The following is a 26,655-nucleotide window of genomic DNA, read 5'->3' on the forward strand; positions in this document are numbered from 1 at the left end:
GCTAATTCCGTCTTCCTCTTGCATCTGTGGCTAATTCCGTCTTGCCTTCGCGGGTGTATCCGTGGCCGGCTTGTCGGACGTGCCCAGCCATTCCAGCGCGTTCAGGATCATCCGCGACTGGGGCTCGCTGGCGAAGGTGGAGGACAGGTCCTTGGGGGGCCTGGTGGCGTGGTCCAGGTCGTTGTGGCCCATGTTGAAGTAGATCATGCGGTACTTCTGGTTGGTCCAGGCGACCGGGTAATCGCCCTCGTGCCAGATCTCGTGCTTCTTGGGGCCGGTCCCCAGCGGGAAGCTGGACGGGTCGATCGAGGCGAGGATCTTGATGTCCTTGTTCTTCCTCAGGTCGCGGGACCACCGGTACCACTCGTTGGGGGAGCTCTTGAAGGTGGCGGGGAGGTTGGCGGTCGCGGGGTGATGGGAATCCTCGACGCGGAGGACCGCGGAGGTGGGCCTCCAGGTGTTGCTGACGTAGCTGCCGGAGCCGAGGAAGTCGTCGTGATACCAGCCCCAGTCCTGGGGGTACTTCGAGGGGGTGAGCGCGAAGGCGGCGAAATGGAAGCCCATCCAGCCGCCGCCGTCCTCCATGTACTTCCGGAAGGCCGCGCGCTGCTTCGGCGATTCCGGCCGGGTGTCGAGGAAGACGACCACGCGGTATGGGGCGAGAGACTCGGCGCTCAGCCGGTCCCAGTCCGTGGTGGACTCGAACGCGAAGTGATGCTCGGCGGCCATCCGGGCGAACCAGGCCCGCGCTTCCTTCACGAAGCTGACATGCGCGAGGTCGTCCTTGCCCGTGTAGACGGCGAGGACCTTGTACCGAGGGGGCGCCGTCGGCGCCGGTGTCGGCTGCCCGAACGCGGATGAAACCCAGAGGCAGGCCGCGAGGGCGGCGATCCGGCTCGTCTTGGTAGCCATGGCTTCCTTAGCGTCTCCACAGGATCAGGCAGAGTTTCAGGGCCAGTGCCGCGCCGGCGATCGCCAGCAGGAACGGCCAGCCGAGGGCGACCGTGCAGGCGAGGATTAGGAGGTACATGGGGGCCAGTACCATGGTGCAGACGATGATGCCGACCACCGACAACAAGGACAGGTTCCCCTCCGTCTGCCTCGATCGCGCGACCCCGATCATGCCGAGGAATTGCCCGACCAGGGCGATGCCCCAGTATCGTGAGAAGGTCCATTCGGGGAGCGGGACGAAGGGCGCCTTCGGTCCGGGCGGCTCGTAGAGCCACACGTATATCTGCCGGGCGAGGAGCCAGGTCCCTCGCCAGAATTCGGGGCCCCCCATCAGGGCGACGAGGCCGAGCGACACGGAGAGCGTGCCGAGCATCTGCGTGCCCAGCGACTCCCGGTAGTGGGGTCGCCTCGCGGGCTGATGGCGAGTGGCGAGCTTGAGCATGATCTCGCGGAAGTCGTCCATCGACATGATCCCACCCGGCTCGTTGCTGGTGAAGCTCTTGGGCTGATTGTACGACGGCGTGGATGAACGCGATAGAATGTCGATGGTTACAATCGCTTCGAGGGGCCTCCGGAGCAGGTCCTCGCGTTTTTCGACAAGCACATGAAGTGATTATTGGATGCCGATGAAGCGATCCTCCAACAGGACCCGCGCGACGATCCTGGCAGTCATCGTGCTGGACGCGGCGGGGACGGGCCTGGTGCTGCCCGTGCTGCCGAGGCTGCTGGAGAGCGTCTCCGGCATGCGGGACCTCGGCTGGCGGTACGGGGCGTTCCTGTCGCTCTATGCGGCGCTCCAGTTCCTGGCCTCGCCGATGCTGGGGGCGCTCAGCGATCGGTGCGGGCGGCGGCCGGTCCTGCTGGCGTCGCTGGCGGGGGGCGTGATCGATTACGGGTTCATGGCGTGGGCGCCGGGCTTCTGGTGGCTCTTCGTGGGCCGGGCCATCTCCGGGCTGACGGCGGCGAATGCCGCGGTCGCGGCGGCCTGCCTGACGGACATCACGCCGGAGGACCGCCGCGCGCGGGGCTTCGGGCTGCTCAGCGCCGGCTACGGGGTGGGCTTCGTCCTGGGGCCGGCGATCGGCGGGATCTGCGGCGCCTGGTCGATCCGGGCGCCGTTCGTGGCGGCCGGCCTGCTCCTGCTGGCGAACTTCCTCATGGCCCTGGTCGCCCTGCCGGAGACCCGTATCGTTGCCCCGGCCGGCGCGCGGGAGGGCGAGGGAGCGGACGCGGCCTCGATCGAGCCGCTCTCGTTCCACCCGCTGGCGCCGCTGCGGGCGATCGGGGCGTACGGGGCGCTCCTGCCGCTGCTCTCCCTGTTCGTGATCGTCACGATCGTCGGCGAGATCGGCGGGACGGTGTGGGTCTTCTTCGGCGAGGACCGGTTCGGCTGGGACACGACGACCGTCGGGATCTCGCTCGCGGCCTTCGGCCTGTTCCACGCCGTGGCCCAGGCCTTCCTCGCCGGCCCGGTGAGCGAGCGCTGGGGCGAGCACGCGATGCTGGCGGCGGCGATCGTCTGCGACGGCCTGGCGTACGCGATCCTCGCGTTCACGTCGAGCGGGTTCGTCGCGTTCTCGCTCTACCCGCTCTTCTGCGTCGGCGGCATGGCCCACGCGGCCCTGCAATCGATGATCTCGCGGGGGGCGGGGGACGAGGACCAGGGCCGCCTGCAAGGGGTGCTCGCCAGCCTGACGAGCGTGGCGTCGATCGTCACGCCGCTGGCGGTGAGCGAGATCTACTTCGCGTCCCGGGAGACCTTCCCGGGCCTGGTCTGGCTCATCGGCGTCGGGCTCTACGTGGGGGGCGTGCCGATCCTGGTGGGGGATTGGCGGCGGGAGCGGGCCGGGGCACCGTCAGGCGGCCGTCGCCCGGCCCAGTCCTTCGGCTCCGGGGGCCTCCACCCGGCTCGTCAGCCGGGCGAGGATGGCGTGCAGGAGCCAGGGGCCGAGGAGGATGGTGAGCGAGATGCAGGCGACGACCCATTGCCGGTCGGCGGCCAGCGCCGCCCGCCGGACCGATGACGTCGCCGGTCCCAGCCGCGTCAGGTCGTCGATGACGTAGCGGCGCCCGCGCGGGTCCGGGCCGTGATCCTGGCCGGCGGCTGGGGTCGTCCCGGCGACCATCGGCAATGCCTGGCCCGGCCTCGCGGCGACGACGAGCTCGGAGAGCCTGATGTCGTCCATGTCGTAGAGGATCGAGACGGACTCCCCGGGGGCCAGGCGGAAGCCGCCGCTTCGAAGCGCCGGCAGCGAGGGGAACCCGAGCGATAGGACCGGCAACGGCGCCCGGCTTCCGGCCGTGCCCGCCGTCCCGACCGGGGTGACGACGATGGGCTCGCCGGTGCGATTCTCGACGCTGAATCGCGCCACGAAGGCGGCGCCGAAGACCATCCCCGCGAACAGCAGCGCCGATAGACCAAGGAATGGATAGTTGGCGTATTTCAGAATCCGAACGAGGCGTGACATGGGAGCCTCCCGCGAGTGCGGATCTCGGGCCGAAGGAGACGGCCCGGCGGCTCGGCTCGGGGCCGGGCCGGGCGGAGCTCACGACCCATCTTCGCACCCGGGACGGGTCCCCTGCGAGGGGTCGCCGCGGCGGGCCGGTCGAGCTCGAGTGAGCGAGCCTCCGCCGGCATGCGCTCTCGGGGAGTCCTGTGGTACAGTAGGGAGCGTCTCGATTCGGCTCGGCCCCACCCCGGCTCAGGCCGAGCGGATGAAGACGAGGAGGTTGGGAGGCAAGGACATGGGACCGAAGACGATCGAAGGGACGTGGGACGAGGTCGCCCGCATGGCGCATGAGCTGGCCGGGCACCGCGTCCGGGTTACCGTGATCGACGATCTTCCTTCTCCCGTCCGAGAAGGCGGCATCCCCGAAAACCTCCTTGACCACGACGCGATCGCGTACCGCGAGCGAGAGGCGGACGACCGCATCACGCTCGACGACGTCCGCGCGGCCACGTCAACCATCAAGGATTCGATGGCCCGCGTCGTCATCGAGGAAGAGCGGGCGGAGCGATTCTGAATGGCCCGGTCCTTTTTCGATACGAGTGCCCTGGTCAAGCACTATCATCCCGAGAGCGGCGCCACGACCGTGGATCGGCTCATCGGCGAGCCGGGTGCTGAGCTTGTCATCTCGCGATTGACGCTCGTTGAGACCGCATCCGTCTTCGCCATCAAGGTCCGCACCGGAGCCTTCGACGCGGGTGGATTTGCCCTGCTCCACGGCCTCTTTGCGTTCGATGTCGCCCGCAAAGGACTGTCCGTCATCAATCCCGAACTCGTCCCGTAACCACCTGGACGTCGCAATTTGCAGGACCAGCGGAGGCGCGGAAGCCATGAAATCGCTCGCATGTATCGGAATATTTGGATTGATTCTGATCCTGCCCGCATCGGCGGCCCCGCCCGCGCCTGCTCCCCCCGACGAGCCGATGAGCGTCTGGTTCAACCGGCCGGCGCGGAGCTTCCACGAGTCGGCGGTGGTCGGCAACGGGCGGCTCGGCGGGATGGACTTCGGCGGGATCGGCCGCGAGCGGATCGTCCTCAATGAGTCGTCCATGTGGTCGGGCGGGCCGTACGACGGGAACAACTATGAGGCCGCGAAGTCGCTGCCGGAGATCCGCCAACGGCTCTTCGCCCGCGACATCAACCGCGCCCAGGAACTCATCGATCGCAGCCTGCGATACGCCGACGGCATCAAGGGGTGGAACGACGAGGACCAGTTCGGCACCTACCAGATCCTCGCCGACCTGATCCTCACGACCGGCGCCGAGGAGAAGGTCGCGTCCCCGACCGGCAACGACCAGGGGGACGGCAAGACGATCGAGGGGAGCCACGACGGCGACCCCGGGACCAAGTGGTGCGTCCAGGACCCGGGCAGGACCGTCGCCTGGCAGGCCGACCTGGCCTCGCCGCGCGAGGTGAGGTCGTACTCGCTCACGAGTGCCGATGACATGCCCGAACGCGACCCGCGGGACTGGGTGCTCGAGGGCTCGAACGACGGGAAAGCCTGGACGCTCCTCGATCACCGCACGCTCGACGCGCCGTTCGCGAAGCGGTTCGAGGCCAGGACGTTCGAGATCGCCCATCCGGGCGCGTATCGGTCCTATCGATTCACGTTCACGCCCACCCCCGGCGTCAGTCATTTCCAGGTCGCGGAGATCGCCCTGGCGGGCGTGACGCTCGGCGGCGATGCGGATGCCGTCGCCGCGGACGACTACCGCCGCGACCTGAACCTCATGACCGGCGTGGTGACGACCCGGTACACCCGCGACGGCGTGACCTACACGCGGGAGCTCGTCGCGTCCAAGCCGGACGAGGTCATCGCGATCCGCCTCAAGGCGAGCCGACCAGGGGCGCTCACGTTCCGCGCGGCGCTGTCGCGCGGTCGCAACGCGACGGTGCAGGCGAGCCGCCACGCGCAGATCCTGGAAGGACAGTTGCCCTTCCACAGGCCGGGCGGCGGAGGGGAAGGGATCCGCTATTGTGCCGTGCTGGGTGCGCGGGCGGACGGCGGCACGGTGACGGCCCGGCAGGAGGGGCTTGAGGTCCGGGGCGCGAACGAGGTCGTGCTCGTCGTCTCGGCCGGGACGAACCTCCTCGACGACGATCATTTCGCCGGCCGCGTGATCTCGAGGCTCCACGCGCTCGGCAAGCCGTTCGACGCCCTTCGCGACGCGGCGGCGGCGGACCATCGCCGCTACATGGAGCGCTGTCAACTGACGCTCCCGGCCGGGCCGAATGCGACGCTCCCCACGCCCGAGCGGGTGAAGCGGAACGAGGAGGCGCCGGATCCGTCGCTGGCGGCGGTCTACTTCCAGTACGGCCGCTACCTGATGGTCGCCGGCTCGCGGCCCGACTCGCCGCTGCCGACGAACCTGCAGGGGATCTGGGCCGAGGAATACTCGCCCCCCTGGCGGGGCGACTTCCACACCAACATCAACCTCCAGATGAACTACTGGCCGGCGGAGGTCGCCAATCTCTCGGACTGCCACGCGCCCCTCTTCCGGTTCCTGGAGGGGATGGCGAGGGAGGGGGCGAAGACGGCGAAGGCCTATTACGGCGCCCCCGGCTGGATGGCGTTCCACACCCAGAACCCCTGGTTCGAGACGGCGCCGAGCTTCGCGCCGGCCTGCATCGGCCCGACCTGCGGCGCCTGGCTCGTGCAGCACGTCTGGACCCACTACGAGTTCTCCCAGGACCGGGAGTTCCTCCGGACGTATTACCCGCTGATGAAGGGTGCCGCCGAGTTCTGCCTGGCGGCGCTCGTGGAGGAGCCGGAGCATCGCTGGCTGGTGACGGCGCCGTCGAACTCGCCCGAGAATGCTTACGCCTACGCCGACGGAAACGGCAAGACGCACCACACGGCCCTGTGCGTGGGATCGACGTATGACATGCAGATCATCCGGGGCCTGTTCGCCGCCACGGCCGCCGCGGCGCGGGTGCTCGGGACCGACTCCGACTTCGCGGCGAAGCTCGACGCCGCGGGGGCGAGGCTGGCGCCGACGCGGGTCAACTCCGCGGGGCGGATCATGGAATGGCTGGAGGACTTCGAGGAGACGGAGGTCCATCACCGCCACTGCTCGCACCTCTGGGGCCTCTATCCGGGGACCGAGATCAGCCCGAACACGCCGGAGCTCTACCGCGGGGCGAGGCTGTCCTTGGAGCGTCGCGGCGACGCCTCGACCGGCTGGTCGATGGCCTGGAAGGCGAACTTCTGGGCGCGGCTCCGCGACGGCGACCGCGCCGGGAAGCTGCTCTCGATGCTGATCGGCCGGGGCGCCGGCAACCTGATGTGCCTGCACCCGCCCTTCCAGATCGACGGCAACTTCGGCGGCTCCGCGGCCGTCGCCGAGATGCTCATTCAAAGTCATGACGGCACGATCACGCTCCTGCCCGCCCTGCCGGCCGCCTGGCGCGACGGCCGGGCCGCCGGCCTCCGCGCCCGGGGGGACGTGACGGCGAGCTTCGCGTGGGAGGACGGCAAGGTCACGAGCTACAAGCTCACGTCGCCGACGCCGCACGATGTCAAGCTGCGGGTCAACGGGGAAGTCCGGACGGAGCGGGCGGAGGCGCCGTGAGCGGGGCCCTCAATCCCGGGACGAGCCGCGCGCAATCTCGCGGGCATTCAGGGAGGTTCATCCGGGAGGAGCGCGCGTCCGATCGGAGGCTCACGGCCGAAGGGGCAAGACGGCCTTGCGGGAAGAAGCGGGTGGCCCGGTGAGGGGAGCGGGCCGGGGCTTCGAGCTCGGGCGACGATCGGTGGTCGTCGCGAGTCCCGAGGCCGTCTCGGGCTCGCTTGCCGGGGCGGGCCGAGACGGAAATCGTTCCCCCCTTACCAAGCGGGGATTCAGGGGGGTGAATTCGATCGCCGTGGCCCGGACCATTCACCCCCTCCAACTCCCACTTGGTAAGGGGGAGAGCCGGATTTGGCCTCGTCCTGAAGCCCGCGTGCGCTTCCGCCGGATGAGCCTTTCGTAGGGTGCGTCAAGCGGAGCGCAGACGCACCGGACCGCCGAGGCATGGTGGACGAGCGAGCGATCTGAGGTCCCTGTGCCTTGCCCGAGTGGGGAATCCTCGCCATCCTGGTGCCGATCCGATCCGGTGCGTCTGCGCTCCGCTTGACGCACCCTACGAAGGACGGTCTCACCCTGAGGAGAGATTCCCTGGGGGGAGGTGAACTGCCCCGCCGCTCATCCGGCGCACGCTTCGGCCGGATGAACCTTAAGGGAATGGAATGCCTCTTCCGCAAATTTTCATTGGTTTGTATCCCGTGGTGCTGGCAATTGACTTTGTAAAATGTCCTCCCGAGAATGATCGGAGGCCTTTCGCAAGGAACGCTCCGAGCCCGATCGGGGGATGACCCATGTCACCGCTTGAGCTAGATCCCCGAATCCTCGGGCGGCGGATCTCCGAGGCCCGCAGGTCCCGAGGGAAGACCCAGGAGGAGGTCGCCGAGTATCTCGGCTACAGCCGTCCCACGTACATTGCCATCGAGAAGGGGGAGCGAACGGCCAGGGCCGACGAGATCGTCAGGCTGGCTTCGTTCTTCGGGCGTAAGGTCAACGAGCTGGCCCGGCCGGGTGAGCCCGTCACCGACCTCCAGTCGCACCTGCGGGCCGTCGCCGACAAGATGAAGGCCGGCGATCCGTCCCAGGCCGGCCTGGGCGCCGCCATCGACCAGCTTCAGGCGCTCGCCGAGGACTACCTGGAGCTGGAGACGCTGATGGGCTCGCCGAACCGGCCGAGCTATCCTCGGGAGGTCGTGCTCAACCTCAAGCTCGACCCGACCGAGCAGGCGGATGTCGTCGCCAACCAGGAGCGAAACCGGCTCGGGCTGGGCGAGCAGCCGGTGATCGAACTCCGCCGCACGCTGGAGTGGGATGTTGGGCTGCGGATCTTCTATTCCGGGGATCTCCCGCCCCGCATCGCCGGCATGTATGCGTACTCGGCGGAGCTCGGGGCCTGCATCCTGGTCAATCGCAAGCACCCCCCGGAGCGTCGGCGGGTGTCGATGCTCCACGAGTATGGGCATTTCCTGCTGAGCACCGACCGCTACAGGCCGGGGATCGACTACCTGACGATGCCCGGCCGCAAGCCCGCCAACGAGCGGTTCGCCGAGGCGTTTGCCCTGAGCTTCCTGATGCCCGCCACGTCAGTCCGGCAGAAATTCCAGGACATCGTCTCGAGCACGGGCGACTTCCAGGTGGCGGACCTGTGTCGGATGAAGCACTTCTACTTCGTCTCCCTGGAGGCGATGACGCTCCGGGTGGAGCAGTTGGGCCTGATCCCCAGGGGGACCTGGGACAGCCTCAAGGAGTCGGGATTCGCCCCCCGCAAGGCGGAGGCGATGCTGCGCCTGCCGTCGCATCCGGTGGCCGACGAGGTCGTGCCCGAGCGCTACAAGTACCTCGCCGTCCACGCCTACGAGCGGGGCGACCTGGGCGAGTCGGACCTCGCTCATTATCTGCGTTGTGACATCGCCACGGCCCGAGAGACCGCGATGCGCACTCTCAACAGCCGAGAGGTCGAGGCATCCGGCGAGGAGAAGGCGTTCAGGATGTCCTTCGACACGTCCCTCCTGGGCGAAGGCCGGTGACTCGAAAGCGACGGGCTCCCTCGGCCCGGCCAGCCGTGATCGATGCCTGCGGCCTGATCGACGTCCTGGCCTCGGGACAGGCCGAGGCGATCCTCCGGGCCACCGGTCATGCCTGGCACCTGCCGGCTTCCGTCACGGCCGAGGTCCGGTACGTGCGGCAGCACGACCCGGACAGGCCCGGTGGGTACGTGAACGTGGCCGCCGACCTCACCGCGCTCGTGAGGTCAGGGCTCCTCACCGCCTGCCAGCCTGACGACCCCGAGGAGCAGGCTCGGTACGTTCATTACGCCACGCTCTTCCGGTCGGATGGCGAGGCGATGTGTCTTGCGCTGGGTGAGTCTCGCGGCTGGATCGTGGCGACGGACGATCGAGGGGCGATCAAGGTCGCCCGGAAGGCCGGGCTGGAGGTCATCTCATGCCCGGAACTGGTCAAGGTATGGGCGAATGCCACCCGACCCGATTCCACGCGTCTCGTTCAGGTCCTGACCGAGATTCAGACGCTCGCGCAGTTCCGGCCGAAACCGTCGATGCCAGAGTATGAGTGGTGGGTCGATCAACGATTCACCAACGGTCCGTGAGTGGCCCTCTGAACGCCCCCCGGCGACCTCCTTCTCGGCGGCGTTCGCGGTGGAATCGGGGGACTCGAAGCCGGACCCCTATTGTCACGAATACACAGACTCGTGTAATATTGGATCAGGAGGACCGCATCATGCCGCCAAGGCGATCCGTTCGGTCTGGGGAATCCTGCTGCCCGCCCGCCGGGCCGTGCTCGGAGAGGGTGCCGCTGGGGGAGCGTCCGCTGCTGTCGTTCGTCGACGCGGTCAAGGCCATGGCCCTGTTCAAGGTGCTGGCGAACGACACGCGGATCCGGATCTTGCATCACATCGTCCGGAGCGGCGAGGCCGGCGTGACCGACATTGCGAGGACGCTGGGCATGAAGCCGCAGGCGGTCTCGAACCAGCTCATGAGGCTCTCGGACACGCGGATGCTGGCCTCCCGGCGCGAGGGGAACAACGTGTTCTACCGCGTCCAGAACGGCTGCGTGGCCCCGCTCCTGGACCTTGCGCTCTGCCTCATGGAGGACGAGCGGACGCCGGAGCGGGCCCGAGGAGGGATCGATGTCGAGGACGATTGAAGAGGCGGTGCGTGAGAAGTACGGCGCGGTCGCCGCGAGCTCGCTGTCGAACGAGCACGAGGGCGTGCGGGGCGTGGCCGAGGCCTTCGGCTACACGGCGGAGGAGCTCGCGAGCATCCCGGCGGGGGCGAACATGGGGCTCTCCTGCGGGAACCCGACGGCCACGGCCAACCTCCGGCCCGGCGAGGTCGTGGTGGACCTGGGCTCGGGGGGCGGCCTGGACGTCTTCCTGGCCGCGAGGAAGGTCGGGCCGACGGGCAGGGCCATCGGCATCGACATGACCCCGGAGATGCTCGACCGGGCGCGGGCGAACGCGGGGCGGCAGGGGCTGGCGAACGTCGAGTTCATCGAGTCCACCATCGACCGGCTGCCGCTGCCGGATGCGTCGGCCGATTGCGTCATCTCCAACTGCGTCATCAACCTCGCCCCGGACAAACAGGCCGTGCTCCGCGAGATCGCCCGGGTGCTGAAGCCGGGCGGCCGCGTGGCGGTCTCCGACATCGCGCTCAAGAGGCCGCTGCCGCCGGAGATCGGCAACGACCTGCTGGCCTACGTCGGCTGCATCGCCGGGGCGATCCTGATCGACGACTACGTCGCGGGGCTGAAGGCCGCCGGGTTCTCCGCGGTGGAGGTCATCGACACGAAGCGGGATCTCAACGCGTACGCGAAGGTCGAGAGCCAGGCCGGCTGCTGCTCGCCCCCGGCGGCCGATCCGTCCTCGCCGAGGCTCCCGGTGGTGAGCGGATCGTGCTGTGCCGACGAGTCGGGGGCCGCCGTGCACACGGGCCTGGCGGAGCTCCTCCGCAAGTACGACGTGAACGAGTTCGCCTCGAGCGTGCAGGTCTATGCCATCAAGCCCTGAGCCGATCTCCCAAGAGGAACCCCCGCCATGCCTCTCTTCCTCGCCCTGTTCGCCCTCTCGGCCGCACCCCGGGGAGGCGACGTCGGTCCGCTGGTGCGTGCCCTCTGGCTCGTGCAGCGGTACGGCACCGCGGACGCGACGGACCCGGCCAACGACCGGCGCGTCAAGGCGGCGCTCGCCAGGGCCATCGCGAAGGACAAGGTCATCACCCTCCAGGAGATCGCTCCCTTCATGGCTCCCGAAACCTTCAAGTCGCTCTCGGGCTCCGACGATTCCCTCGACGCCTCCGAGATCGCGCAGGCCGTGGAGGCCGCGGTCCCCGAGAGCCGGGCGAAGCTCGCGCCCTCGCTGAAGAGTCACGCCGACTACCTGACGACCACCTTCGACCTGATCGACGAGGCGCATCGCGAGGCGGGGGCCTCGCTGGCGCGCTGGATCGCGGCGAATTACGCGCCCGGCAAGCCGCTCCGCGTGACGGTCGTCTGCACGGGCAACTCGCGGCGGAGCATCCTGGGCTCGTCGATGGGGAACCTGGCGGCGGCCTACTGCGGCCTGCCCGAGGTCCGGTTCCACAGCGGCGGGACCGCCCCCACCGCGTTCAACGTGCGGACGGTGGCCGCGCTCAAGGAGGTCGGATTCCGGGTCGAGCCCACCGGCTCCGAGGCCCCGCGCGGGGAGCCGCAGACGGCCAATCCCATCTATCGGGTCTCCTGGGGCGAGGGCCTCGAGGCGACCGAGTTCTCCAAGCATTACGCGGACCCGTCGAATCCCCAGGGCGACTTCGCCGCGCTCATGGTGTGCAGCGAGGCCGACGCCGGCTGCCCGTTCGTGAAGGGGGCGACGCTCCGAGTCTCCATGCCGTACCTCGACCCGAAGATCTACGACGACGGGGCCTATGAGTCAGCCAAGTACGCCGAGCGCCGCGACGACATCGGCCGGCTGATGCTCTCGGCGATGATGCAGGCCCGCCGCGAGCTCGCCGCGAAGCAGATGGCCCGGCCGTGACGCTCGCCGTCGAGGGCCGCGGCGGAAGACAGGCGGCGACCTTTCGGATCAGCTATCGCTTGCCTCGAGCGCCAACTTCTCCAGTCCGTTGATCACCTCCCGATGCGGCTCCTTCCCCAGGAGCGTCCGAGAGCGTTGCTCTCGGCATCTTGCCCACGTAGGATGGAGTGAGGGGAAGATCGTTCCGGGAAGCCATGCGAGAGGCTTCCATGAAACGGCGAAGCTGACGGGCCGGGCCGGCCCCGGCAGAGGATGAAGCTCCCTCGGACCGACGTCGGTCCTCATGAGGTCCCACCCGTGAGCCATGCCTCGCCCGGCGAATGGCGACCCACCGAGATCCGCCGGTTCATCCGCAATTTCGACACGGGGACGGAGGCCGTCCTCGTCCTGACGGATGCCGGCGAAGGCTATCTCAAGGCGATGGGAAACGCGGGAGGCGAGCATTGCCTCGCGTGCGAATGGGTGGCGACGCACCTGGCTCGCTGGTTCAAGCTGGAGACCTTCGACTTCAGCCTGATCGACATCACGGACCTGGATGAGATACCGCTCTCCCGGAGCGGCAACGCCCGGCCCGGCCCCGCGTTCATCACCAGGGCGGAATTCGGTGAACCATGGGGCGGGAAGGTATCAGAGCTGAAGTATCTGATCAATCCCGGAGACATCAGCCGGCTGGTCGTCTTCGACACCTGGATCTTGAACTGTGACCGGCATGCCCCGGAAGGTCGACGGAGGCCGAATTACAACAATGTCTTCCTCAGCCGGGAGGCTCCGGAAGGCTACCTGCGGTTGAAGGCCATGGACCACACACACGCCTTCACGTGCGGGCACGATCTGACGCAGCGGGTTGCGACGATCGACCGGATTCAAGATCCCAACGCCTATGGCCTGTTTCCCGGGTTCCGGCGGCGCCTTGATCAGGACGCCTTTCAATCCGCCCTCGATGACCTGCGGGGGCTGCCTCGGCCGTTCGTCGAAGAGGTCATACGATCCGTGCCCGAAGAATGGGAAGTGGGCCGAGAGGCTCGGGAGGCCCTCTCGGACTTCATCGTCCGGAGGGCCCATTTCCTCGCGACCAACCGCGCCGGTATAATGGGTATCCATCTGAACCAGGGGCGACTGAACCTCCCGGCGGAGGGGGAGGCCGGGCCGTGAAACCGAGCCGAGGTTACTACTGCATCATCCAGTACTGCCCGGACCTGGCGAGGCTCGAGGCCGCTAATATCGGCGTCCTCCTGTTCTGTCCTGAGCGGGATTTCCTCCAGGCTCGCATGTCCGGCGACAACGCCCGCATCCGCCACTTCTTCAGCGAGGCGCCGCACGACTGGATTCAGATCAACGCGTTCAAGAACGGATTGATCGATCGGCTGGACGTCGAGCGTGAGGAGATCCGGACGCTCGAGGCGCTCGAGACGTTCATCGGCCGGCGGGCCAACCAGATCCAGATCTCGCCGCCGCGGCCGATGAAGGTGACGGATCCGAGCAGGGATCTGGATCAGCTCTATGCGGACCTCGTCGGCGGCCGGGCCCGACACTCGAAGGGGCAGAGCCTGAGCGGATTCCTCCGCAAGAAGTTCGTCGGGGCGGGCCTGGACAGGAAGATCCGGGAGAACATCCGGGTGACGGTCCCGGTCTCCCAGCGTGAAATCGAGTTGCCGTTCGGCTTCCAGAACGGCCGATTCAACCTCATCCAGGTCGCCCGGTTCGAGGCCGAGGCTCCCGAGCGTGCCAAGGACACCGCGTGCCGCTATGCCGTCGAGGGGCAATCTCTCTACGAGAATCCCGACCCCACACTCGGCCCGCTCCAACTGATCCTCGTGGGCCGGTTCCGCTCGGTGGCGGAGAGTCGGCCGGGCGTCGAACGGATCCTCGAGGCCCACAAGGTCCGTCTCTACGCCTCCACCGAGGTCGATCGCCTCGTCGACGAGATCCGGCGGACGGCCCGGGCACTGCCCGAATCCGAGCCGGTTTGAGGCTGTTCCGTTCGCTCGCCGGGCGGAGCCGATCCCTACCGTCCCGTCCCCCTCACGCCCCCAGCGACCGCTCGAGCTCCGCCAGCAGGTCGGAGGCGGACTCGAAGCCGGGGAGGAGGCCGGAGGTGGCCTCGTCGCGGAGCCAGCCGGCGACCTTCTTCTCGGCGGAGATCACGGTGGAGTGGTTGCGGCCGCCGAAGAAGCGGCCGATCTCGCTGTAGGCGGCGCCGGTGTGCTTCCGGGCCAGGTACATGGCGAGCATCCGCGGGTAGGCCACGGCCCGGGCGCGGCTGTCGGACTTGAGCGCGTCGGGCTCCACCTGGAAGAGGTCGCAGACGGCCCGCTCCACGTCCCGCAGGGCGATCGCCGCGGCCGTGTGGCGGATCGTGTCCCGGAGCGCCGTCTTCGCCAGGGTCAGATCGAGACGCTTGCCCGTCAACAAGGCGTGGGCGATCACGCTGTGGAGCGCGCCCTCGAGCTCGCGGACGCTCGCCCGCAGGTGCTCGGCGATGTAGTCGAGGACCGCGGCCGGGACCGAGACGCCCCGCGCGGCGGAGCGGGCCTCGAGGATCGCGCGGCGGGTGGGCAGGTCGGGGGCCTCGAGCTTCACGACCATGCCGCCGAGGAACCGGGTGATCAGCTCGTCCGAGAGCTTGCCGATCCGCCGCGGGTGCTGGTCGGCGGTGAGGATGATCGGCACCCCGCGCTCGGACAGGGCGTTGAAGGTGTGGAGGAACTCCCCCTGGGTGGCCCGGGTGGTGGCCAGGAAGTGGATGTCGTCGATGGCGAGGGCGCCGAGGTTCCGATAGCGGGCGCGGAAGTTGGCGAGCGTGCCGGCCCGCATCGCGTCCAGGAAGCCGTTGGTGAACGCCTCGGCGGTCATCCAGACGACGTTCAGCCCGGGATGGGCCTGGCGGAGCCCGTGGGCGGTGGCCTCCAGCAGGTGGGTCTTGCCCAGGCCGACGCCGCCGTGGATCAAGAGCGGGCTGAAGGACGTCCCCGCGGTGGCGATCATCTCGCGGGCCGCGGCGTGGGCCAGCCGGTTGCAGCCCCCCGTGATGAAGTCGTCGAGCCGCCGCGGGGCGCGGGCCGGCGGGCCGGGCCGGACGTGGGGGGCCTGGTCGACCGCCGGGAAGTCGAACCGGGGGGGGCCGGCGGGGCGGGAGCCGGGGCGGGCCGGCGCGGACGGATTGGTCAGCGGCGTCTTGGGATTGCCGGGGATCGGGACCGTGGTCACGGGGCGGGCGCCGGGCCGATCGGGCGCCGGGCCGACGACGTCGCCGAGCGGGGCCTCGGCCTCGTCGTGGATCGCGAACCGGAGCTCGAGCTTGCGGCCGGTGATCGCCTCCGCGGCGGCGATCAGGCTGCCGGAGAAATGGTCGCGGATCCAGTCGCGGAAGAAGACGCTGGGGACCTGGACCTGGAGGGCGTGGCCGTCGCCCTCGCCGAGGACGCCGAGATGGACCCCCTCGCCGAACCAGAGCCCGAACTTGGAGTCGCCCACGCGCTCCGCCAGGGCGCCGCGGATGGCGAGCTCGAGCTCGGGGCGGCCGGAGTCCGAGGCGAGCTCGAGGGCGCGGTCGTCGTCGCGATCCGCGGCCGGGCTCGCGGTGGTGGTCCGCCGCTGCACGAGGCTCGAATGTCCCGCCATGGTCAGATCCCCCGCACCCGCATCCCTGAGGGCAAGCTCTTTCGTGGTGGCCGGCGCGTGTACGCCCATCGAGGGCCCGGAGCAAGCTCCATGGGCCAGGAAGATATGCGCCCTGGCGGACTTGCTGTCAAAGGTCCGGGTGGGCAATGCGCGGGCGAGATGAGCCGTCGGGGCGATTCTGACGAATGGGCGGACGAGTCCGGTGGGGGGCCCGGCAAGGTCCGAGGGATCTGACCGTTGCCGGGGGAGGCCCGGGCGAAATGGGCGGAAATGTTGATGAAGGCGCCTCGATCAGCCGAAGGCACAGCTCCCCGAGCCGCATTCCGGCCGGCCGCAGCCGGCGGCCGGGCCGCTCGGGGCACAGACCGGCAGCGCGGATCCGCCGCGGCCGACCTGGGCGGCGGCCGGGACGCTGAACTCCTTGGCGACGTCGATGTTGCCGCACTTCGGGCAGCGGGCGACGTCGCCGGTGCTCCGGATCAGGGTCTCGAACGTGTGATCGCAGGGCTCGCAGCGGTATTCGTAGATCGGCATGAGGACGCAAGCTCCTTCGGGCGCATGCAGGGCAGGGCGGCCGGGCCGCGGTCTCATTATTCTGGGGCCGGACGTGGCCCCTGTCAATGTCGCATTGATTCTGATAACATGTTGATGGATATGTGGTTGTGGCGAAGCGTCGGGTTGGGGAGGATGTCGCCGATGAGTCGATTCCTGTCGTTGCGTCCGCTGACGCGCCGCGAGGTCCGGGAGATCGACGCCACGGCGGCCCGGGAGCTGAAGCTGCCGACGCTCCTGTTGATGGAGAATGCCGGCCGGGGCGCGGCGGAATGGCTGGCGGAGCTGGCGGCGCCGGAGGGCAGGGGGGCGGGCTCCTTGCCGCGGGTCCTGATCGCCTGCGGGCCGGGGAACAACGGCGGGGACGGCGGCGTGGTGGCCAGGCACCTGGACGCCTGGGGGTTCCCGGTCCGCATCGCCTGGTTCGCGCCGCGGGACCGGCTGGCCGGCGACGCGGCGGTGCAGGCCGAGATCCTCGAGGCGTCGGAGATTCGCCAGGAATTCCGGGCGGAGCGGGCGGAGGATGAGCCCTCGGCGGCGGACCTGGACGCACTCCTCGCGGATGCCGACTGGCTGGTCGACGGCCTGCTCGGCACGGGGCTGACCCGGCCGGTCGAGGGCCTGCTGCGCCGGGTCGTGGAGGCGATGAACCGATCGGGGAAGCCGGTGCTGGCGCTCGACCTCCCCTCGGGCCTGGACGCGGACACGGGCCGGCCGCTGGGCCTGGCGGTCAAAGCCCGCGCCACGGCCACGTTCGTGGCGCCCAAGGCCGGCTTCGCGGCGGAAGGGGCGTCGGGGTACACGGGCGACGTCCGGGTCGTGGACATCGGCGTGCCGCGGCGGGTCCTCGGGGCGTTCCTCGGCCCGTCGTGACGAACCACTCACGACTTCGGCGATGAGGCCGCCGCGATGGCCCCCTGCGTGTCGTCGGGGCGCCACCGCGTCGACCCATTGTCGTCGTTTCGGCCCTGCCAGCGACGGATGGTGCCGTCGGTGCCGCCGGAGAGCAGGGACTGGCCGTCGGGGGTGAAGGCCAGGGCCTGGATCGGGCCGGAATGGCCCTCGAGGGTGGCGATCCGGCGCTCGGGCGAGAGCTGCCAGAGGTCGATGAGGCCGAGGGGGGTGGTCGCGGCCAGGAGCCGGCCGTCGGGCGATGCGGCCAGCGCCACGTAAGGGCCGCCGCCGTTCAGGACGGACGACCCGGCGGATGCCCCGGCCCACCGGCACCGGAAGGCCCCCGGCCCGGTGTTGCAGGTCGCGAAGACCTCGCCGGCCGGCGTGCAGGCCAGGCCGGAGAGGGCGAGCACGCCCGCCGGGCGGAGGCCGATCGGTCGGCCGGAGGCCGCGTCCCAGATGCCGATCAGGCCGTCCGAGCCGGCGGAGACGAGGGCGCGGCTGTCCCCGGAGAAGGCGACCGCGTTGATGCCGCCGGAGTGGCCGCGGAGGAGGGCCCGGGGCCGCCACCGCGACGTGTCCCAGAGGGCCACGGTGGAATCGAGGCACCCCGCGGCCAGGGTCGACCCGTCGGGAGACCAGGCCAGGCTGCGGGCCGGGCCGGCATGGTCCCGCAGCTCCGCGATCCGATCCCAGGTGCGAGCGTCCCAGAGGGTGATGCCCCGGCGCACGCCCGTGGCGGCGAGGGCGGAGCCGTCGGGCGACCAGGCCAGGCCGTAGGCGGGACCGTCCTCCGGCTCCAGGTTCGTCACGATCCGTCGCTCTGCCAGGTCCCAGATCCGGATCGAGCCCTCGAAGCCCGAGGAGGCGAGCCATCGGCCGTCCGGCGAGATGGCCATCGCCAGGATGAGCCCGGAGTGCTCCCCCGTGATGTCGGAGGTGGTCGCCGACTCCTCCCGCGGGCCGACCAGGGACGCCAGGCCGATCGCGCCGGCGATCGCCAGGACGCACCGGACCGAAGAGCCCGCCGGGACGGACGGGGCGCGGCCGCCGGAGACCCTCTCATCCCACCGGCTCGGGGACGCGGCGGGGAACTCGCGGCGCGACGGTCGGGTGGAACGATGGTCCATGGCGGAAATCTCCTGGCCCTTCGCCGCGAGGAAACGCTACTACAACTTGTAGTTGTCTTTCTACTACAAGTTGTAGATCGTCGCAAGGGCAAGGTTCCCTTGGAGGCCATGGATCTGGGATCCTGCGCGAATGGCCCGGGGCTCTCGATCCGATCCGACCGGGACGCAGAGGCACGCACACCCTGATGATCCGCGTGGATCTCCGAAGGCCGAAATAAATCGTTCTGCTTGGCTGTATTTTCCTATGTTTGGCGATCGCAAACGATATTGGCGTGATCGGTCTCGCGTATCAGGAGGTGCGGAAGACGGGATCGGTTGCGTTCAGGAACGCCGAGCCCACGCCGCCGAAGCACTCGGGCAGGTCGCCGGAAAGCCATCGGACGAGGAACTCGACCAGCGGCATCGGGTGCCGCTCGAAGTCGAAGTCGTCGTGGACGAGGATCAGGTGCCAGTCATCGGGCCGGCCTTCGGTCAGCCAGTAGGCCGCTCCGCCGTTCGTGTCCCCGCCCAGCGGCAGCAGGCCGCCGGGCTCCGGGTAGGGGGGGAAGGTCGGGGTGGAATCCGGGAACTCGGCCCTCCTCGACTCGTGATGCTCGAGCCGGGAGCCGAGGCGATGGACCCGCCCCGGCTCCGCGTCCTCCTCGAAGCACTGCGGTGCCCCCGACTGCCAGAGGAGGTTCATGCCGTCGTTCCAGGCGAAGGGATTGAAGGTGAAGAAGAGGTCGTTGAAGATCCCCGTGCCGTAGACGTTGATGAACAGCTTGTAATCCTCGGGGAGCGGCGTGCGGAGCTCGGCCTCGATCCTGCCCCAAGCCCCCGGCGAGCCGGCGTCGACCCGCCACTCGGGGGGCGGAGCGAGGGCGATCAGGTCGTCCACGGTGAAGCTCGAGCCCATGGCGGTGCTCCGGTCCGGCGATCCGATGCAGGGGCCGGCCTCTCTCCCGTCAATTCGCCTTGCGCACGCCCGTCACCCCGGGTGGCGGTGTATCGACTCGCCGCGGTTCAAAGGGGGATGAACTCGACCCGGTCTCTCATATCCTCCGGGTCGTAGACCTGTGAGATCAGCCCGAGATCATGGACGGCTTGACCGATCGAAATCCTGAGCTGGTGCCCGTAGATCAGGCCCGAGAACCCCCGGCGTTCTTGCTGCCAGCGATTGGCGATGGCCAGGAGATCATCGTCCTGACTGAAGAGGACACGGCCAAGCTCGTCGGCGCGGGCGAGCAGACGCTCGTCGTCCCACGTGGTGGTGCCGTCCTCGCGGCACGTCAGCAGATCGATTCCGGCCCTCCTCAACCCTTCCGTGATCGCGACATCGACGTGGTGATCCAGATACAGGGGCACGCTCACGGAAGCAGCCCTTTCCGGCGCAATTTCCGTCGACCCGGCGTCTCGACCTGGGCAGCCCGAAGCTCCTCGACGTGTTCGAGCCGAGCCTGGATGTCGCGGTCCATGGCCTCCTTGTTGTCGGAGTAGTATTCCAGGGCCGACCGGATCTGGCCCAGAGTCAGGTCCGGGTGGTGCTTGTGGAGCTCGCGAGGATCCCAGCCGTGGGTCATGCCGTCCAGGACGATCATGCGAACCTTGATACGCGTGCCGGCGATCACGGGCTGGCCGTTCGCGTCCAGATCGAGATGGTCGTATTTGACGATGGACAAGGCGGCCTCCTCCACGCGCACGGATCGAGGGCCGGTGTTTCGAGGGAGCCCGGCCCGCGGCCCGTCAACCTCATTCTAGGGGCGATGCGGGGCATCGGCCATCTCTCTCTTCATCCTCCCTTCCGCACGCCCGTCACCCCGCGGATGTAGTCGACCTCCTTCGGGTCGTAGGGCGTGCCGTCGCCGCGGAAGATGTCGTGGAACCAGACGGGGGGCTCGGCGGCGTAGGGCTTCTGCCACGAGTCCCACGGGTAGATGGTCTGGGTCTTGCCGGCGACGAAGCCCCAGTTGTAGGCGCCGACCTTCTCCGACTTCAGGTAGGCGAGGATCGGGTCGAACCGGCTGCCGGCGGGGCGGGCCATGTACTCGGTGCAGAGGATCGGCCGGCGGTATCGCTCGAGGGCCTCCACGTCGCGCTTCATCTCCGGGAGCGGCTTGTAATTGTGGAAGCTGATCACGTCCGACTGGTCGAGCATGAAGGCGTTGATCGGCGAGAGCTTCGCCGGGTCGGTGAGATCGCCGACCCAGACCCCGGCCGTCAGCGGCTGGGTCGGGTTCAGCGACCGCGCCCAGGCGAATTCCTTCTTCAGCAGGGCCAGGGAGAGCTCGGCCTTGTTGGGGGGATCGTGGCGGCCGTAGCTCGATCTGTTGGGGTTGTCGGGCTCGTTGAAGAGGTCCCAGGCGTGGACCCGGCGGTCGTCCTTGAAGCGGCCGATGACGCCGGTGACGTAGCCCTTCAGCTCGTCGTGCCGCCCCGGGTTGCCCAGGATCGCGGCGCCGGGGCATTGCACCCAGCCGGAGTTGTGCAGGCCCGGCCGCGGCTCCGGCTGCTTGCCGGCGCGCGGGAACGGGTCCCAGCAGGCATCCAGGAGGACGAACATCACGCCGATCCCGTGGCGCTCGGCCGCGGCGAGGAAGGCGTCGATCCGTTTCAGGAACCCCTGTGGGTCGTGCTCATAGGGGAGGTTGTGCAGGAAGACGCGGACGCTGTTGAAGCCCAGGGATTCCGCCAGGCCGAGCTCGCGGTCGATCGTGGCGAGGTCGAAGGTGTCCGCCTGCCACATCTCGAGCTCGTTGATCGCGGTGCTGGGCCCGAAGTTGCAGCCGGCCAGCCAGGGATGGGCCTCACCCCAGGCTCGTGCCTTCTCCGCCGGCCACGGGCCCGGGCCGTCGTCGCCGCGGGCGGTGGCCGCCGAGGGGGCCGGGATCACGGACGCGATCACGAGGGAGATCAGCCGGCCTGCGAGGAGTCGTCTCATCGTCGCGCGTCGCCTCGGATACCTGATGGAAGAGGGGAGTCCCGGGCCGTCCCCGACTCGGCCGCAGTGTACGGCCGCCGCCCGCCGGGACGCAACGGGGCGGCCTTCGCCGGCCGATTTGCCTTTCCTCGTCTTGGTGTCATAATTGGGCCGACCGGGCGACGCCGGGGCAGGGAATCCCAGGCGCCCATCGCCCTCCCATCGGACGGAGCCGCGGAGACCGGGCACATTCTCACGATCGGGCCAGGGCCGGGATGACCGTGCGGTCGGCGAGCCGCGACTCATCCCGCGACGAGACACCACCGAACACTCCCGGGGCGGGCGAGGTGCCGAGGATTGTATGGCGCCGCGCCCGCCCTCTTTTCGTCCCACGGACGTGACCAGAAGCGTCGCCACCACGGATGACGCGGATGACGCGGATGGAAAGCCCGCACTTCCCTCGATGGCCCGAGCGTCTCGAGACGATCCCCTGGGGACCGGGATCAAGATGACTGGAACGCACCGCTACGGGCATGGCCTCGAAGAGTTGCGACCACGGATGGCACGGATCACACGGATGGAAGAGGTCCGGCCCCGATGGGGTAACGGGGTTCGTTTTCTCGCCTCGCCTCGAGTCGTCTCATCTCATGATTTTATCCGGGTTCGGATTGGTCTTCATCCGTGGTATCCGCGTCAGCCGTGGTGGGAGATCTTCTGCTCATCCTCGTCACGGTCCGAATCGGCTCGCGGACTTTCCGCCCCCGTGAAGAACCTCGCCGACGCGATGGCTCGCGAACACGCATCAGCGGTCCCCGAAAACCACGGTTCGCTTCGATACCTCCAGGAAGACCTGGGGTGAGACGTGGAAGAACTGCGCGAGGGTGGCGGCCTGTTCCCTGGTGAGCTTCCGGGCGCCTCGCAGGATGGCGGAGATGGTGGGCTGGGCGATGCCGACCTGCGCCTCGAGCGCGGTCTGGGTGAGGCCGTGTTGCCGCATCAATTCGCGGAGGACGTCGGCCTCCGAGGCGTCTGGGATCGGGAAGGCCTTCTCCTCATGGGCCGCGACGAGGTCGGTCAGGACGCTCAGGTACGCGTCCTGGCCCTCGTCCAGATCGTGCCGGAGCAGGTCCTCGACGACGGCCAGGGCCCGAATCCGGTGGGCCTCGTCGCGGATCGGCTCGAGGGGGAAATTCTCCACCAGTGGCAGATAGCTCGCGAGGAATCGTCGCCGCGCCCTCGGCGAGTTCGCGGAGGGCGGGCTGCCGGGCTCCGATGCCGCCGCCCGCCCGGATGCCTTCGACCGCACGACCCGGGACCGAGCCTTGCCTCCGGCCTTGACCCCCATCGCTCACCTCTCCTTCTTCCCGCGACCGTTCCGAGGATTCCCCTTCGGCGCCGACGACGCCTTCGCCTTCCTCGGAGGAGATGTCAGGCAGCCGCATTCGGCGGGCCAGGTTCGGCGGTCGTATTCCGCGTGGTCCATCACCTTCCTGACGAACAACGTGCCCCGGCGGCCGGCGCGGAATTTCACCAGGGCGACCAGACGATAGCGGTTGTTCCCGACGTCGAACACCACGCAGTGGCCGACCTGATCGGCCGAGCCGAAGGTCTGCTTGAGGTCCGCGAAGTTCGCCCAGTCCACTCTGGAGGCGATCTTGAACCAGGTGGAGAGATCACGCTCCGCGACCCGGGCGTCTCCCTTCCGGGATTCCCAGAAATCGACCAGCGCCTTTCGGCTGATGATGTGCAACGCCGACGTCCCCGCGCGAAGTCATCCCGCGAGGAGGATTATCGCAATTTGTTCTAGAGAAGTCCACGGGAATTGGGTCGACCCGCTACCCGCCCCGCGGCCGGTTCGGGTAACTTTGGAAGGGGATCGGGCCGGGGGCATCGATGGCGGGGTGAGGAGCATCGAGATGATCAGGGTTCGCGGGGCGGCGGCGTGGGGCCTTGCGGTCGCGATCGCGGTTGTGGTCGCGTTCTCCGCCGGGGCGGGGCGTGCGCAGGAGGAGCCGCCGGCGAAGGCCGGGGGGGGGCCGGTCTCGCGGGCGGAGGCGCTGGAGGTCGGCAAGAGGCTGGCCGATGCGATCGTCCGCCTCGACGCGAAGGCGTTCGAGGGGGCGATGGACATGGAGGCGCTCATGGAGACGGCCACCGCGGGCGTGAAGGCCCCGGACCGCTTCAAGCAGGACTTCCTCAAGGGGGCGCGGGAGGCCCAGGGGCGCGACGGCTCGCCGCTGCTGGTCGAGTTCCGGCCGGCCGTCAAGGCGGGCGCCAGGGTCCGGGTGACCCGGGGGCTCGAGTGGCAGGGGAAGCCGGCCTTCCTGCTGCGGATGATCGCGGCCGACGGGAACGCCTCCTATCTCGTCTTCCTGGTGGAGCGGAGGCCGGGCGGGGCGATCAAGGCGGTGGACTACTACTCGCTGGCGACCGGCGAGCTCGCCTCGCAGGCGGCCCATCGGCTCTATGTCTCGACCCTCGCCCAGGTCAACCGCGGCCTCCTCGACCGGGTGCTGGGCCAGGACCAGGCGTTCCTCAAGCACATCGACGACCTGAAGCGCATGGCCGCCTCCAACCGCGAGGGGCGGGGGACGGACGTCCTGACGATCTACGAGGCGCTCCCCGAGGAGCTCAAGAACGAGAAGGTCTTCCAGGTGCTCCGCTTCTCCGGCGCCCAGAAGACCGGCGACAACGCGAAATACCTGGAGGCGATCCGGGACTTCGCCCGGCGGTTCCCCGGCGACCCGGCCTGCGAGTTCCTCCTGGTCGATGGCTACTTCCTGATGAAGCAGCCGGAGAAGTCGCTGGGGTGCATCGACAACCTGGAGAAGACGCTGGGCGAGGACGCCTACCTCAAGGTCCTGCGGGCGAACCTCCTGACGCTGCTGAAGCGGCCCGACGACGCCCTCGCGGAGTACCGCGCGGCGATCGCCGCGGAACCCGACCTGAGGCCGGCCTACGACGGCCTGCTCGCCGCGGCCCTGGGCCGGAAGAAATTCGCGGAGGTCGCGAAGGTCCTCGACGGGCTCGAGTCGCAGCTCCACCAGGAGATCAACGACCTGTCGGGGGTCGACGAGTTCAAGGAGTTCCTCGCCTCGCCCGAGGGCCAGGCGTGGGCCAGGGCCCAGAAGGCGAAGAAGGCCGGCGACGGGAAGCCGAAGCCGTGACGGCCGATCGCGGATCGACCGGCGCGCGAGGACGCCCGCGATGAATGAGGTTCGCTCGACGCCCCCGGAGGACCGGCCCGGTGGACCTCGGCCGACGCCGGTGGCCGTGCTCCTGATGGCCGCCTGGCTGGGCCTGTGCGCGGGGTTCGTGGACGTCGGGGAGATCGTCTTCAAGCGGCTCGCCCTGAACGCGGAGGGCTCGTATCGGACCGCCCGCGACTTCCCCTGGACGGTCCCGCTGGGGCACGTCGTGCTGATGCTGGCGGTCGGGGCCGTGGCGGCGATTGCGGCCGCGCGACGGCCCCGGTGGCTGTCGCCCCGCGCGGTCGCCTGGCCGCTGGCGGCGGTCGCGGCCTGGTTCGCGCTGCTGCGGCTGCCGCTCCATCCGGCGTCCGCCCCGGTGCTCGCCGTCGGCCTCGGCAAGCTGTTCGGCGACCTGGTGGCGGCCCGCGGCTTCGGCCCGGGGGTCCCCTGGGTGCGCCGGAGCCTGTGCGGGCTGGCCTGCCTGCTGGCCGTCTGCTTCGCCGCCACCACCGGCCGCCTGATGGTCGCCGAATCGCGGGCGGTCGCGGCGCTCCCCCCCGCGGCCTCGTCGTCCGCGCCCAACGTCGTGTTCATCGTCTGGGACACGGTCCGCAGCACGAGCCTGGGCCTGTACGGGTACGCGCGGGCCACCACCCCCAACCTGGCGCGATGGTCGGCCGGCGGGGTCCGCTACCGCAAGGCGCTCGCCCCGTCGCCCTGGACGTATCCGTCCCATGCAACCTTCTTCACCGGTTACTGGCCGTTCCAGATCGACACCCAGTGGAACCGTGCGCTCGACACGCCCCATCCCACGCTCGCGGAGTACCTGGCCGCCCGGGGGTACCAGACGGCCGGATTCGTGGGTAATACGGGTTCGGGCAGCTACGAGACCGGCCTGGATCGGGGGTTTCACCGCTACGACGACTACGCCCTGACGCCGCGGGCCCTGCTGACCCGCACCGTGCCCGGCCGGTGGCTGCTCGAGCAGGCGCTCCTCCGCCTGGATCCCTACGCCCGGAAGTGGGCGACCCTCCAGTCGCGCGGGGCGGAGGGGATCAACGCCGCGTTCCTGGGCTGGCTGGGCCGGCGGCGGACGGACCGGCCGTTCTTCGCCTTCCTCAATTACTTCGACGCCCACGAGCCGTACGTTCCCCCGGCCCGCTTCGCCGGGCGGTTCGGGATCGTCCCGAAGGGCACGGACGACTATCGGATGCTCTTCGACTACATCGGCGCGATCAAGAGCGAGTTGACCCCGCGCGACTTCACGCTGGCCCGCGACTGCTACGAGGACTGCATCGCCTTCCTCGACGAGCAGCTCGGCCTGCTGATGGAGGCCCTCCGCGCCAGGGGCCTGCTCGAGAACACGATCGTGGTGCTGACCGCGGACCACGGCGAGGGGTTCGGCGAGCACAACATCCTGGGCCATGCGCACGCCGTGGAGATCCAGGAGGTGGGCGTGCCGCTGGTGATCCTCGCCCCCGGCGCGCCCGCGGGCCGGGCGGAGGGGGCCGCCGTGAGCCTCCGCGACCTGCCCGCGACCCTCCTCGACCTGGCCGGCCTGGATGGGGGCTCGCCGTCGCCGTTCCCGGGCCGGTCGCTGGCGGCCTCATGGCGGCTGCCGCCGGGCCAGGCCCCCGATCCGCCCTTCAGCCCCGCCCTCTCGGAGAAGGCCGACGCCACGGCCTTCCCGTCGCCGGGTGGCGGCCGGCCCAGCCTCGCCGGGTTCGAGCTCTCCCTGGTCGCGCCGTCCGGCCACCAGTACGTCCGCGCCGGCGACGGCATGGAGAAGGTCTACGACCTCTGGCGCGACGGCTGGGCCCAGAGGGACCTGATCGGCACCCCCGCGGGCGACGCCATGGCCGCCCGCCTCCGCCCCATGCTGCTGAAGGCGCTCGCGGACGACCCGGCCTCGGCCTCGGTTGAGAATGCTTACATGAAGAAGTTTCGTGAAGACCTCGCCGAGGCCGTCCGGCGGCAGGAGGCCGGGGCGTCGTCCGGGGACCGCGCCAGCCGTGTCGAGCGCCCTCCCGTGGGGGTCGGCTCCGTCCGGTGATCGATGTGTCCTGGTGCCACGCCGGCCACGTCTCGCCCGGTCGCCGACCGGAGCCGGCTCGGACACGATGGCCCGCCCGGGGCTCGGCAGGAGCCTCGCCCTGGCGCGATGAAAAGTTGGCCTGGACGATCCTGGCGTCTTGTCCAGGATTCGTTGCGCGGGAACGAGGCCTGTCGGCAAGCCTCGGCTTGCGCCTGGCTCGGCAGGAGCCTCGCCCTGGCGCGATGAAACGTTGGCCTTGACGACCTGGACACCTTGTCCCGGAATT

General features: G+C 69.4%; 25 protein-coding genes. 14 read left to right on the forward strand and 11 right to left on the reverse strand.

The features are described 5' to 3' along the window. Positions 1 to 30: 30 nt before the first annotated feature. The gene (locus tag G6O54_RS32175) at positions 31 to 912 is read right to left on the reverse strand and encodes a ThuA domain-containing protein (RefSeq protein WP_165233340.1); all 882 of its coding nucleotides are present in this window, start codon (positions 910 to 912) and stop codon (positions 31 to 33) included. A 7-nt stretch (positions 913 to 919) separates the two neighbouring features. Further along, positions 920 to 1,420 carry a hypothetical protein gene (locus G6O54_RS32180; protein WP_165233343.1) on the reverse strand — a complete coding sequence of 167 codons (501 nt, stop codon included), beginning with the start codon at positions 1,418 to 1,420 and terminating at the stop codon, positions 920 to 922. 151 nt (positions 1,421 to 1,571) lie between these two features. Here G6O54_RS32180 and G6O54_RS32185 point away from each other — a divergent pair, with 151 nt between their 5' ends. The 11 genes from G6O54_RS32185 to G6O54_RS32235 all read left to right on the forward strand — a co-directional run bounded on the left by G6O54_RS32185 (position 1,572) and on the right by G6O54_RS32235 (position 14,020). Then, positions 1,572 to 2,975 carry a TCR/Tet family MFS transporter gene (locus G6O54_RS32185; RefSeq protein ID WP_205679104.1) on the forward strand — a complete coding sequence of 468 codons (1,404 nt, stop codon included), beginning with the start codon at positions 1,572 to 1,574 and terminating at the stop codon, positions 2,973 to 2,975. A gap of 721 nt (positions 2,976 to 3,696) precedes the next feature. Further along, entirely contained in the window at positions 3,697 to 3,975 is a 279-nt protein-coding gene (locus G6O54_RS32190) for a hypothetical protein (protein WP_165233346.1), read from the forward strand. Beyond that, positions 3,976 to 4,242 carry a type II toxin-antitoxin system VapC family toxin gene (locus G6O54_RS32195; RefSeq protein WP_165233349.1) on the forward strand — a complete coding sequence of 89 codons (267 nt, stop codon included), beginning with the start codon at positions 3,976 to 3,978 and terminating at the stop codon, positions 4,240 to 4,242. A gap of 79 nt (positions 4,243 to 4,321) precedes the next feature. After that, the gene (locus tag G6O54_RS32200; RefSeq protein ID WP_165233352.1) at positions 4,322 to 7,030 is read left to right on the forward strand and encodes a glycosyl hydrolase family 95 catalytic domain-containing protein; all 2,709 of its coding nucleotides are present in this window, start codon (positions 4,322 to 4,324) and stop codon (positions 7,028 to 7,030) included. A 785-nt stretch (positions 7,031 to 7,815) separates the two neighbouring features. Continuing rightward, complete coding sequence (locus G6O54_RS32205; RefSeq protein WP_165233355.1) at positions 7,816 to 9,048, forward strand: XRE family transcriptional regulator; 1,233 nt, start codon at positions 7,816 to 7,818, stop codon at positions 9,046 to 9,048. Continuing rightward, the gene (locus G6O54_RS32210) at positions 9,045 to 9,626 is read left to right on the forward strand and encodes a hypothetical protein (RefSeq protein ID WP_165233358.1); all 582 of its coding nucleotides are present in this window, start codon (positions 9,045 to 9,047) and stop codon (positions 9,624 to 9,626) included. The genes G6O54_RS32205 and G6O54_RS32210 overlap by 4 nt, the downstream gene beginning before the upstream one ends. A 131-nt stretch (positions 9,627 to 9,757) precedes the next feature. Continuing rightward, positions 9,758 to 10,183, forward strand: a complete 426-nt coding sequence (locus G6O54_RS32215; protein WP_165233361.1) for an ArsR/SmtB family transcription factor — start codon at positions 9,758 to 9,760, stop codon at positions 10,181 to 10,183. Next, entirely contained in the window at positions 10,167 to 11,045 is an 879-nt protein-coding gene (arsM, locus tag G6O54_RS32220) for an arsenite methyltransferase (protein WP_165233364.1), read from the forward strand. Before G6O54_RS32215 ends, arsM begins: the two co-directional genes overlap by 17 nt. Before the next feature lie 27 nt (positions 11,046 to 11,072). Then, a complete protein-coding gene (locus G6O54_RS32225; RefSeq protein WP_165233367.1) occupies positions 11,073 to 12,050 on the forward strand; it encodes a low molecular weight phosphatase family protein in 978 nt (325 codons plus the stop codon). Positions 12,051 to 12,347: 297 nt separating this feature from the next. Further along, positions 12,348 to 13,202, forward strand: a complete 855-nt coding sequence (locus tag G6O54_RS32230) for a HipA family kinase (protein ID WP_165233370.1) — start codon at positions 12,348 to 12,350, stop codon at positions 13,200 to 13,202. Further along, a complete protein-coding gene (locus tag G6O54_RS32235; protein ID WP_165233373.1) occupies positions 13,199 to 14,020 on the forward strand; it encodes a DUF3037 domain-containing protein in 822 nt (273 codons plus the stop codon). The genes G6O54_RS32230 and G6O54_RS32235 overlap by 4 nt, the downstream gene beginning before the upstream one ends. 52 nt (positions 14,021 to 14,072) lie before the next feature. On the opposite strand, the gene dnaA is transcribed toward G6O54_RS32235, so the two are convergent. Both dnaA and G6O54_RS32245 read right to left on the reverse strand, forming a co-directional pair. Next, positions 14,073 to 15,671: a chromosomal replication initiator protein DnaA gene (dnaA, locus tag G6O54_RS32240; RefSeq protein WP_165233376.1), complete on the reverse strand. Its 1,599-nt coding sequence runs from the start codon at positions 15,669 to 15,671 to the stop codon at positions 14,073 to 14,075. A 291-nt stretch (positions 15,672 to 15,962) separates the two neighbouring features. Next, the gene (locus G6O54_RS32245) at positions 15,963 to 16,205 is read right to left on the reverse strand and encodes an FmdB family zinc ribbon protein (protein WP_165233379.1); all 243 of its coding nucleotides are present in this window, start codon (positions 16,203 to 16,205) and stop codon (positions 15,963 to 15,965) included. 162 nt (positions 16,206 to 16,367) lie between these two features. On the opposite strand from G6O54_RS32245, the gene G6O54_RS32250 reads away from it, so the two are divergent. Then, on the forward strand, positions 16,368 to 17,096 hold the full coding sequence (locus G6O54_RS32250) for an NAD(P)H-hydrate epimerase (protein WP_250847190.1): 729 nt from the start codon (positions 16,368 to 16,370) through the stop codon (positions 17,094 to 17,096). Between the two features lie 8 nt (positions 17,097 to 17,104). On the opposite strand, the gene G6O54_RS32255 is transcribed toward G6O54_RS32250, so the two are convergent. The 7 genes from G6O54_RS32255 to G6O54_RS32285 form a co-directional block, all read right to left on the reverse strand. Next, complete coding sequence (locus G6O54_RS32255) at positions 17,105 to 18,247, reverse strand: WD40 repeat domain-containing protein (protein ID WP_165233382.1); 1,143 nt, start codon at positions 18,245 to 18,247, stop codon at positions 17,105 to 17,107. Positions 18,248 to 18,536: 289 nt separating this feature from the next. Beyond that, a complete protein-coding gene (locus G6O54_RS32260) occupies positions 18,537 to 19,142 on the reverse strand; it encodes an SMI1/KNR4 family protein (protein ID WP_165233385.1) in 606 nt (201 codons plus the stop codon). A 107-nt stretch (positions 19,143 to 19,249) separates the two neighbouring features. Continuing rightward, positions 19,250 to 19,597 carry a DUF5615 family PIN-like protein gene (locus tag G6O54_RS32265; RefSeq protein WP_165233388.1) on the reverse strand — a complete coding sequence of 116 codons (348 nt, stop codon included), beginning with the start codon at positions 19,595 to 19,597 and terminating at the stop codon, positions 19,250 to 19,252. After that, positions 19,594 to 19,905 carry a DUF433 domain-containing protein gene (locus G6O54_RS32270; RefSeq protein WP_165233391.1) on the reverse strand — a complete coding sequence of 104 codons (312 nt, stop codon included), beginning with the start codon at positions 19,903 to 19,905 and terminating at the stop codon, positions 19,594 to 19,596. Before G6O54_RS32270 ends, G6O54_RS32265 begins: the two co-directional genes overlap by 4 nt. Positions 19,906 to 20,015: 110 nt before the next feature. Beyond that, the gene (locus G6O54_RS32275) at positions 20,016 to 21,164 is read right to left on the reverse strand and encodes a glycoside hydrolase 5 family protein (protein WP_165233395.1); all 1,149 of its coding nucleotides are present in this window, start codon (positions 21,162 to 21,164) and stop codon (positions 20,016 to 20,018) included. 781 nt (positions 21,165 to 21,945) lie between these two features. Further along, positions 21,946 to 22,488, reverse strand: coding sequence for a helix-turn-helix domain-containing protein (locus G6O54_RS32280; RefSeq protein WP_165233398.1), 543 nt, complete (start codon positions 22,486 to 22,488; stop codon positions 21,946 to 21,948). Between the two features lie 3 nt (positions 22,489 to 22,491). After that, entirely contained in the window at positions 22,492 to 22,893 is a 402-nt protein-coding gene (locus G6O54_RS32285) for a type II toxin-antitoxin system HigB family toxin (protein WP_165233401.1), read from the reverse strand. A 166-nt stretch (positions 22,894 to 23,059) separates the two neighbouring features. Here G6O54_RS32285 and G6O54_RS32290 point away from each other — a divergent pair, with 166 nt between their 5' ends. Next, positions 23,060 to 24,310, forward strand: a complete 1,251-nt coding sequence (locus tag G6O54_RS32290; RefSeq protein ID WP_165233404.1) for a tetratricopeptide repeat protein — start codon at positions 23,060 to 23,062, stop codon at positions 24,308 to 24,310. A 40-nt stretch (positions 24,311 to 24,350) separates the two neighbouring features. After that, positions 24,351 to 26,387: a sulfatase gene (locus tag G6O54_RS32295; protein WP_165233407.1), complete on the forward strand. Its 2,037-nt coding sequence runs from the start codon at positions 24,351 to 24,353 to the stop codon at positions 26,385 to 26,387. The last annotated feature ends 268 nt before the right edge of the window (positions 26,388 to 26,655 follow it).

This window comes from Aquisphaera insulae (assembly GCF_011064615.1).
Lineage (GTDB): Bacteria > Planctomycetota > Planctomycetia > Isosphaerales > Isosphaeraceae > Aquisphaera > Aquisphaera insulae.

What these genes read in the sequence shown, in the direction of transcription:
- G6O54_RS32225 (WP_165233367.1), top strand. Translation starts at nt 11,073, where the DNA reads ATGCCTCTCTTCCTCGCCCTGTTCGCCCTCTCGGCCGCACCCCGGGGA.
- G6O54_RS32250 (WP_250847190.1), top strand. Translation starts at nt 16,368, where the DNA reads ATGAGTCGATTCCTGTCGTTGCGTCCGCTGACGCGCCGCGAGGTCCGG.
- G6O54_RS32275 (WP_165233395.1), bottom strand. Translation starts at nt 21,164, where the DNA reads ATGAGACGACTCCTCGCAGGCCGGCTGATCTCCCTCGTGATCGCGTCC.
- G6O54_RS32280 (WP_165233398.1), bottom strand. Translation starts at nt 22,488, where the DNA reads ATGGGGGTCAAGGCCGGAGGCAAGGCTCGGTCCCGGGTCGTGCGGTCG.
- G6O54_RS32215 (WP_165233361.1), top strand. Translation starts at nt 9,758, where the DNA reads ATGCCGCCAAGGCGATCCGTTCGGTCTGGGGAATCCTGCTGCCCGCCC.
- G6O54_RS32290 (WP_165233404.1), top strand. Translation starts at nt 23,060, where the DNA reads ATGATCAGGGTTCGCGGGGCGGCGGCGTGGGGCCTTGCGGTCGCGATC.
- dnaA (WP_165233376.1), bottom strand. Translation starts at nt 15,671, where the DNA reads ATGGCGGGACATTCGAGCCTCGTGCAGCGGCGGACCACCACCGCGAGC.
- G6O54_RS32245 (WP_165233379.1), bottom strand. Translation starts at nt 16,205, where the DNA reads ATGCCGATCTACGAATACCGCTGCGAGCCCTGCGATCACACGTTCGAG.
- G6O54_RS32255 (WP_165233382.1), bottom strand. Translation starts at nt 18,247, where the DNA reads ATGGACCATCGTTCCACCCGACCGTCGCGCCGCGAGTTCCCCGCCGCG.
- G6O54_RS32295 (WP_165233407.1), top strand. Translation starts at nt 24,351, where the DNA reads ATGAATGAGGTTCGCTCGACGCCCCCGGAGGACCGGCCCGGTGGACCT.
- G6O54_RS32195 (WP_165233349.1), top strand. Translation starts at nt 3,976, where the DNA reads ATGGCCCGGTCCTTTTTCGATACGAGTGCCCTGGTCAAGCACTATCAT.
- arsM (WP_165233364.1), top strand. Translation starts at nt 10,167, where the DNA reads ATGTCGAGGACGATTGAAGAGGCGGTGCGTGAGAAGTACGGCGCGGTC.
- G6O54_RS32185 (WP_205679104.1), top strand. Translation starts at nt 1,572, where the DNA reads ATGCCGATGAAGCGATCCTCCAACAGGACCCGCGCGACGATCCTGGCA.
- G6O54_RS32260 (WP_165233385.1), bottom strand. Translation starts at nt 19,142, where the DNA reads ATGGGCTCGAGCTTCACCGTGGACGACCTGATCGCCCTCGCTCCGCCC.
- G6O54_RS32205 (WP_165233355.1), top strand. Translation starts at nt 7,816, where the DNA reads ATGTCACCGCTTGAGCTAGATCCCCGAATCCTCGGGCGGCGGATCTCC.
- G6O54_RS32190 (WP_165233346.1), top strand. Translation starts at nt 3,697, where the DNA reads ATGGGACCGAAGACGATCGAAGGGACGTGGGACGAGGTCGCCCGCATG.
- G6O54_RS32175 (WP_165233340.1), bottom strand. Translation starts at nt 912, where the DNA reads ATGGCTACCAAGACGAGCCGGATCGCCGCCCTCGCGGCCTGCCTCTGG.
- G6O54_RS32180 (WP_165233343.1), bottom strand. Translation starts at nt 1,420, where the DNA reads ATGTCGATGGACGACTTCCGCGAGATCATGCTCAAGCTCGCCACTCGC.